We start from the raw sequence: 3,598 nt of genomic DNA, 5'->3' as shown, positions 1-3,598 counted from the left end.
GGGCCGGCGTGGGGGGCGGGTCGCCGCCGCCCGTCGTCCGGTCCGGCGCGCGCGACGCCCGGCGGCCCTCGCGGCGGGGGGCGGTGGGGGCGGAGGGTCCGACGACCGGTGCGAGCGGGGTCTGCGCGGCCTCGTCCTGCGCGGCCTCGGTCTGCGGTGCCAGCGACTGGGCCACGCGGGTGCGCATGCCCGGCTGCGGGGCGAGGGGTTCCTGCGTCGTGAGGCTCGGGGGGGCTGCGGCGTCGGTCGGTCCCTGCGGCAGGACCGGTGCCCGGTCCCCGGGCACGACCGGCCCGACGGCCCCGCCGGGACGGAACGCCTCGAACGGGTCGACGCCCTCGGTCCCGACGGCCGGCTCCTGGTCCGGGACAGCACCCGGCTCCGCCGGAGCCGTCGGGCCCGCGGGAGCGGTCCCGGCCGCGTATGCCGTCTGCTCCGCGGTGCCAGTCTGGTCCGCGACCGCTGCCTGGTCCCCAGCAGCATCGTGGTCGCCAGCAGCACCCTGGTCGCCGGCCGCAGCCTGGTCGCCGGCCGCAGCCTGGTCGACCGGGGCGGCCGGGTCGGCACGCCGACGACCGGCACCGGCCTCGCGGCTGCGGGCGACGGCGTCCGACAGCGCTCCCAGCGCACCCACCGGGACGACCTCGCGCACCCCCTCGTCCAGGGCCCGCTCGATCTCGGGGGCGCTGACGAAGTAGCGCTCGAGGACGACCCCGACACCGGGGTGCTCGGCGCGGACGCGCCGCACCAGGTCGAGCACCTCGGGCAGGTCGACGCCGGGACCGACGACGACGGTGCGGACGTCGCCGTCGGCGGACAGCCGCGCGAACAGGTCCTGGACCGACGAGGCGCGCGGGTGCTCGCGGAGGACCGCCAGCGCACTGCTCGACGGGGTCAGCAGCACCACGGGCGTGGTGCTCACGCTGTCCATGCGAGGTCCTCCAGGGCCGGGCGCCGGTGCCACGTGCGACGGCCGGGGTCGGGCGTCAGGCGGTACCCCGCTGGGTACCTCGTCCCGGCGGTCCCCAAACCTGCGCCGCGGCTCAGCCGGCGTAGAGCTTCTCCACCTGTGCCTGGTAGTCCGAGAGGACCACGTTGCGCTTGAGCTTCATCGACGGCGTGAGGTGGCCGCTCTCCTCGGTGAAGTCCACGGGCAGCACGGTGAACTTGCGGATCGACTCCGCCTTGGACACGAGCGTGTTCGCGTCGTCGATGGCGGACTGGACGGCGGCGAGCACGTCGGGGTCCTCGGCGGCCTGCGCGGTCGTCATCTCGGGCCGGTCGTTGTTGGCCAGCCAGATCGGCAACATCTCCGGGTCCAGGGTGACGAGCGCGGCGACGAAGGCCCGCTGGTCCCCGACGACCATGCACTGCCCGACGAGCGGGTGAGCCCGGATCCGGTCCTCCAGCTGCGCCGGGGCGACGTTCTTGCCGCCGGCGGTGACGATGATCTCCTTCTTGCGCCCGGTGATCGTCAGGTAGCCGTCCTCGTCGAGCTCGCCGAGGTCCCCGGTGTGGAACCAGCCGTCGACGATGGCCTCCGCGGTGGCCGTGTCGTTGTGGAAGTACCCGCGCAGCACGTTGACCCCGGACAGCGACACCTCGCCGTCGTCCTCGATCCGCACCCCGCAGCCGGGGATCGGCTTGCCGACGGTGCCGATCTTGACCCGCTCGGGGACGTTGACGGTGGACGGCGCCGTGGTCTCCGTGAGGCCGTAGCCCTCGAGCACGACCAGGCCGATGCCGCGGAAGAAGTGCCCCAGGCGCTCGCCGAGCGGCGCCCCGCCGGACACCGCGTAGCGGACGCGGCCACCGAGCCGGTCGCGGAGCTTGACGTAGACGAGCCGGTCGAACAGCGCGTGCTTGCCGCGCAGCACCAGGCCGGGCCCGCCGGTGTCCTGGGCCTTCGACCAGTCGATCGCGGTCTGCGCGGCGGCGGCGAAGATCTTCCCCTTGCCGTCGGCCGTCGCCTTCTGCTCCGCGGAGTTGTAGACCTTCTCGAACACCCGCGGGACGCTGAGGATGAACGTCGGGCTGAACGAGCCCAGCGCCGGGAGCAGCTCCTTGGGGTCGGGCTGGTGGCCCATCCGCACCCCGGTGGTCACGCACAGCGCCTGGATGAAGCGGGCGAAGATGTGGGCCAGGGGGAGGAACAGCAGCGTCGAGGCGCCCTCCATGTGGAGGACCTCCCAGAGGCTGGACTCCGCGTTGCGGCTCAGGTCGACGAAGTTGCCGTGGGTGAGCTCGCAGCCCTTGGGGCGCCCCGTCGTGCCGGAGGTGTAGATGATCGTCGCCAGGTCCGAGGCGGTGCGGCCGCCGTGCGCGGCGTCCACGGCGTCGTCGGCCACGTCGGCGCCGGAGTCGACGAGCGCGTCGAGCCCGCCGGAGTCGAAGACCCAGGTGTGCGTGCACGAGGGCGTCCGGTCCGCGACCCGCGCGACGGTCGCGGCGTGGTGGTCGGCCTCGACGAAGACCGCCCGGCAGCCGGAGTCGGACAGGATCCACGCGACCTGCTCGGCGGAGCTCGTCTCGTACACGGGGACCGTCACCGCGCCGGCGAACCAGATGGCGTGGTCGGCGAGCGTCCACTCGTAGCGGGTGCGCGACATGAGGGCGACGCGGTCGCCGGGCTCGATGCCCGAGGCGATGAGGCCCTTGGCCAGCGCGGTGGCCTCGGCGAGGAACTGCGCGGCGCTCACGTCGGTCCAGGCGTCGCCCTCGCGGCGGGAGAACATGGCCGCGTCCGGGGTGGCGCGCGCGCGGTCGACGACGACGTCGGCCATGGTGCCCGGGTAGGGCTCCACGGCTGCGGGGACGGTGAACTCGCGCACGGTGTGCTCCTCGTCGAGACGGTCCTGCGGGGGTCCTCGCCACCCTAGACCGACCGCCCGCCCGGGCAGGGGCATCCTGGGGACCGTGCCCCTGGTCGACGTCGTGGACGACACCTTCCTGCGGGCGCCGCGACGGGACGTCCGGGGACGGACCGGGACGAGGTGGGCGTCGTGGCTGCCGGACCTCGACCTGGTCGTCACCGAGGACCGGGACGAGCAGGGGCTGCGCTGGTCGGCGTGCACCCGGCCCGGGCGGCGCACGGCCGCGCTGCAGGGGTCGGCCGAGGTGTGGCTGGAGGAGGTGGCCGGCGGCACGGTCGCCCACCTGTACGTGCGGCTGGACCCCGTGGCCCCGGGCGCCCGGGCTGCTCGGTCCGACCGGCGCGCCAGGCGCCTCCCGGACCGGCTGCGCCGGACGTGGAAGCTTGGCCTGCACGGGTGGAAGGACGGCCAGGAGGGGGACCGGTCGCGGTGAGCGGGACGGACGGCACAGACAGCGGGGACGGCGCGAGCAGCACGGGCGGCACGGGCGGGGTGCCGGGTGCTGTCGACGGACGCTGCCCCCGGTGCGGCGCGCGGGTGGCGGCCGGTCAGGAGTGGTGCAGCCTCTGCCTGGAGCCGCTCGTCGGCCCCGCCGCGCGGGACCAGGCGCCGCCGCCGGCCAGCGAGGGCGACGTGCTCGACGGCACCGACGACCTGGTGGAGCCGACCGGGCCGACAGGGCCGGTCGAGCCGTCGCCACCGGCCACGCCGCCCGTCGCAGGGCC

Annotated in this window: 2 protein-coding genes and 2 pseudogenes; 2 read left to right on the top strand and 2 right to left on the bottom strand. The window is 75.3% G+C overall.

The features are described from left to right. Both WCS02_RS18665 and WCS02_RS18660 read right to left on the bottom strand, forming a co-directional pair. Positions 1–931, bottom strand: a pseudogene (locus WCS02_RS18665) (hypothetical protein); the annotation flags it as partial. A 112-nt stretch (positions 932–1,043) separates the two neighbouring features. Further along, positions 1,044–2,831: an AMP-dependent synthetase/ligase gene (locus WCS02_RS18660; RefSeq protein WP_376984120.1), complete on the bottom strand. Its 1,788-nt coding sequence runs from the start codon at positions 2,829–2,831 to the stop codon at positions 1,044–1,046. 85 nt (positions 2,832–2,916) lie between these two features. Between WCS02_RS18660 and WCS02_RS18655 the strand changes: the two genes are divergently transcribed. Together WCS02_RS18655 and WCS02_RS18650 are read left to right on the top strand one after the other, a co-directional pair. After that, entirely contained in the window at positions 2,917–3,306 is a 390-nt protein-coding gene (locus WCS02_RS18655) for a polyketide cyclase / dehydrase and lipid transport (RefSeq protein ID WP_340295789.1), read from the top strand. Continuing rightward, positions 3,303–3,598 (top strand): annotated as a pseudogene (locus tag WCS02_RS18650) (hypothetical protein); the annotation flags it as partial. The gene WCS02_RS18655 and the pseudogene WCS02_RS18650, both read left to right, overlap by 4 nt.

The organism is Aquipuribacter hungaricus, assembly GCF_037860755.1.
Classification (GTDB): Bacteria; Actinomycetota; Actinomycetes; order Actinomycetales; family JBBAYJ01; genus Aquipuribacter; species Aquipuribacter hungaricus.
Note: the sequence above shows the minus strand (reverse complement) of the source record. Positions and strands in the feature narration are given on the sequence as shown.